Raw genomic sequence first — 2,984 nt, forward strand, 5'->3', positions numbered from 1 at the left:
GCAAACATTCAGCTATCCCACCCAATCCACCGGCATCTTAACATCCACCAACTTCCGAACACCCCCCAACCCGCGAAAATCCATCGGCCCCCAAGTATTCGCCTGTCGCACCCCATGCCCCCAAACGTTCCGCCATCCGAGCGGAGTTCCATCGGTGTTGGCAATTTCACAGGCACGAGCGAGTTCCACCGGCCCCTAAAATTCGCCTGTCCCACCCCATCCACCGCCTCGGCAAGATCCACCGGCGCTGCAATAATCTACTGATGCCGGTAAGTTTTTTGTTGGCTGTTGAATAACTTGCAGATCTTTAACTAGACAGGTTTTTTGAGTGCCGGTGGGATACGGGATTTGTCCAGGTTTTTTGGAGCCGGTGGTATTAGGTAGGCCGCTGTCCGTCTGGAGTGCCGGCAATCTCTATTTTGTTGGAGCCGGCCTAACAATGGCCATGATAATCAAGAATTTTCTCTGTCTGACACCGGCCTATGGAAGGTTCATCGGCCATACAGCGCGTCCATCGTCTTCACCGGCTCCTCAACATCTGCTGGGACGAGCGAATTCGACTGGTCCCTCAATATCTTCAAACGCAGACAAATTCACCGGCTCCTTGACCTCCCCCACCGCAGGCAGATGAACCGACTTTATTACATCGAGCTTCTTGTCGGTGAATCGCGTAGGCGTCTTTGATGGCCGGTGAGACAGAAAACATCTGGACTTATTGCATCCAGATAGGCCGGGCAATTACGCAGAGTTTTATCGTGGGGTCTGGGGAGACGCCTACTCTTAACCCACAGCATAATCACTCATTTCCCGCATGAAAGGGGGATAAAAGCCTAATACAATATCTTGTTTTGGTACGCCTAATTTTACTAAATCTGCTGCAATATCATGCTCGGTTGAATTATAAAAAATCCAGATTTTTTCCTTACGAATATCAAGATGTATTATACAATGATGCACCCAACGTTTATGGTGCCACCCCAGATGGACAATTTGATAGTGGTTTCGCTGGGTATCAAAAATAGTTTCCACTTCAATATCACCATACGCCGGTTTTACTTCAGCATAATCCATCAATAGCTGCTGGACAATTTGCTGATAGTGGCTTAGGTTATCGGTTAGTGCTTCCATTGTGAAATTTGCTCCAATTCAATATCGTAAATAATCAATCTTACGGAATTTTCTTGCAGCATTGATGCTGGAAAATCAAGTTGAAAGAAGCTGTTATAAATTAGCTCTGGTATAGCTAAATAGAGAGTCCGCTCTGGTTCTTCTCGGCGTAATGCAGCCCGATAGTTGATAAATTGCCCTAGGGCTGTATGAAACTCTGAAATTGCCGAGGCACTGGCCAAAAAACTTTTGATTTCCACTGCAATTTTTTGATCTCCTCGCTCTGCTGCCAGTAATCGTTCTGCTCCTAAGTCAATTTCCATCTCTACACCACCTACTTTTATTTTAAGTGGGTCGTGAGTAACATTCCAGCCATCCTTAGTAAGAGCCCTCTTAACAACTTGATGAAAACGATCTTTAGCCACAATAGACGATTTAATATAAAGGTCTAATTTAAACCTATCATATTTGATGGCACCGGCTACCCTTGATGCCCTCCTACTTACACAGCCGATAGGTGGTGAGCGTTGCTTTCCAAACCATAGATGGAAATATTTTTTAATCGCCCTTGCTTTAATTTTCTAATTTCACCGATAGGTTGTGTATCAATCGGACTCATAAAATTCACTCGTATCATCACATCCACATACGAGCGATATCCACCCGCCCAAAGCAGATCCGCCGGGCTGGAGAGCATTCGGCTGCGTCTCCCCATTCACCGGCCCTCGGACATCCACCGTCACCAAAAATTTCCCTGATCCTTCTACAGAAGCCGACCATATCACATCCAAGGGCGCGGTTGCATCCAAATAAGTTAAAAGCGGACTCTTGATTTACTTGATTTCTTTGGCTGAACGGGGTCGCTGATCTGTCTTTGTGAGAGAGGAGTAGCCATGAGTGCCGGTAGGTATTGCAGTAATTTGTCGATGTTTAGTTTGGTGCCGGTGTCCACCTGGGGTGTCGGTGGGATAAGGCGTCTGGGCAGAGAATCCGTTGATAAAAGTGGATGGTTGAGGGCGAGTGTTCGCCATAGGTGCTGGTAATGTATATTTTGTCAGAGTCGGCGTGTGATATCCGTGAGCGATGAAGTATTTTTCAGTGTTACCAGCCTTTCTAGGTTCATTGAAAGACGCGAACATTCTCCGACATAACGCATCCACCACGCTTTACAGATCCGCCGATCTAAAACCGATTAAGCGAATCTTATAGATATGCCGGCCTCAAAATAGTTATCTGCATCTCCGTATCCATCAGCAGAAAATAGCTTCGCTAAGCTCAAGCTCAAAAAGCAAAAACTAATGCACTACTTATTAACTGGTAAAGTATGAGTTAATAGAAGTAAAAAAACAATACCAAAAAAATCATTCCCCTAAAAAACTATGGTTTTTATTTATCATATTACTCATCTCAATAACTTGCCTTTGATTTTAAAATCTGGGGGATTGTTTGCTAAAAACAAATTAATACAGCAGGAAGTAAACCATCTTGATATCGCTTATGAGCGCATTCAAGATCGGAGAGCTAGAATTCCTGTTCCTTGTGGTGCCGGTGGAGTATTGCACGACTATGTGCCATTTTATTTTGCTCCTCGTTCCCCCATGCTTTACGCAATTCACAATGGTAGAGTAGCCGGTTATACTCAAGGACAAAACCCAATCATTTACCTAGTAGCACAAGCCGAAATAATAAAAAGTGAGGGTGTCCCTTTTGCTTTCACAGATGGTCATGCCGTTATACAATATAGCCAATTCTACGACGATCTATCAGCCTTAGAAGCCTCTATTGATTGGGCCATTATGAAAGATAAATATTGGGCTGATACCCCAGAAGATAACGATAGAAAGCGGAGGCGACAAGCAGAATTTTTAGTCTATCAA

Annotated in this window: 8 protein-coding genes; 2 read left to right on the forward strand and 6 right to left on the reverse strand. The window is 44.6% G+C overall.

Going from position 1 to position 2,984, the window contains the following annotated elements; genetic code table 11:
- On the forward strand, nt 1-199 hold a 199-nt coding region (locus NG798_RS27145; protein WP_261226837.1), incomplete at its 5' end, for a hypothetical protein.
- On the opposite strand, the gene NG798_RS27150 is transcribed toward NG798_RS27145, so the two are convergent.
- From NG798_RS27150 to NG798_RS27175, 6 genes are all read right to left on the reverse strand, one after another.
- Nucleotides 196-411, reverse strand: coding sequence for a hypothetical protein (locus tag NG798_RS27150; RefSeq protein ID WP_261226838.1), 216 nt, complete (start codon nt 409-411; stop codon nt 196-198). The genes NG798_RS27145 and NG798_RS27150 overlap by 4 nt on opposite strands.
- A gap of 166 nt (nt 412-577) precedes the next feature.
- The gene (locus NG798_RS27155) at nt 578-706 is read right to left on the reverse strand and encodes a hypothetical protein (RefSeq protein WP_261226839.1); all 129 of its coding nucleotides are present in this window, start codon (nt 704-706) and stop codon (nt 578-580) included.
- A 74-nt stretch (nt 707-780) separates the two neighbouring features.
- A complete protein-coding gene (locus tag NG798_RS27160) occupies nt 781-1,128 on the reverse strand; it encodes a XisI protein (protein WP_261226840.1) in 348 nt (115 codons plus the stop codon).
- Nucleotides 1,116-1,532, reverse strand: coding sequence for a XisH family protein (locus NG798_RS27165; protein WP_261226841.1), 417 nt, complete (start codon nt 1,530-1,532; stop codon nt 1,116-1,118). The genes NG798_RS27160 and NG798_RS27165 overlap by 13 nt, the downstream gene beginning before the upstream one ends.
- Before the next feature lie 77 nt (nt 1,533-1,609).
- Entirely contained in the window at nt 1,610-1,804 is a 195-nt protein-coding gene (locus tag NG798_RS27170; protein ID WP_261226842.1) for a hypothetical protein, read from the reverse strand.
- A gap of 136 nt (nt 1,805-1,940) precedes the next feature.
- Nucleotides 1,941-2,138, reverse strand: coding sequence for a hypothetical protein (locus NG798_RS27175; protein WP_261226843.1), 198 nt, complete (start codon nt 2,136-2,138; stop codon nt 1,941-1,943).
- A gap of 348 nt (nt 2,139-2,486) precedes the next feature.
- Between NG798_RS27175 and NG798_RS27180 the strand changes: the two genes are divergently transcribed.
- A partial coding sequence (locus NG798_RS27180; RefSeq protein WP_261226844.1) for a DUF4433 domain-containing protein occupies nt 2,487-2,984 on the forward strand: 498 nt, incomplete at its 3' end.

It is taken from the genome of Ancylothrix sp. D3o (genome assembly GCF_025370775.1).
Lineage (GTDB): Bacteria > Cyanobacteriota > Cyanobacteriia > Cyanobacteriales > Oscillatoriaceae > Ancylothrix.